At 65.9% G+C, this 217-nt stretch carries 1 protein-coding gene; it reads left to right on the top strand.

Annotation, left to right across the window (positions count from 1 at the left end; genetic code table 11):
* Positions 1–217 (top strand): hypothetical protein (locus QJT78_RS52950; protein WP_281461025.1); only part of this gene is annotated, 217 nt, incomplete at both ends.

The following is a 217-nucleotide window of genomic DNA, read 5'->3' as shown; positions in this document are numbered from 1 at the left end:
GCGGCTCTTCTTCGTCATCTTCGCTCCTGATTCGCAGCAAGAATCCTCGCCGCTGTCAGGCAGAAAATCCACTCAAGCTACTGTCCGAATTTGCGGGGCCAGCTCTGATCGTGCGCGCCGCGCCGGCACGGCGCCGTCCAGCCGCCGGACCAGGCGCGCTGCCCGTGCCTTTCCCGCGCACCTGCCGCGCATCGAGCAGGTGATCGAACCCGAGAAC

Origin of the sequence: Bradyrhizobium sp. Mp27, from assembly GCF_029953005.1 — a bacterium.
GTDB classification, from domain to species: Bacteria; Pseudomonadota; Alphaproteobacteria; order Rhizobiales; family Xanthobacteraceae; genus Bradyrhizobium; species Bradyrhizobium barranii.
This window is presented reverse-complemented; position numbering and strand designations above follow the sequence as displayed.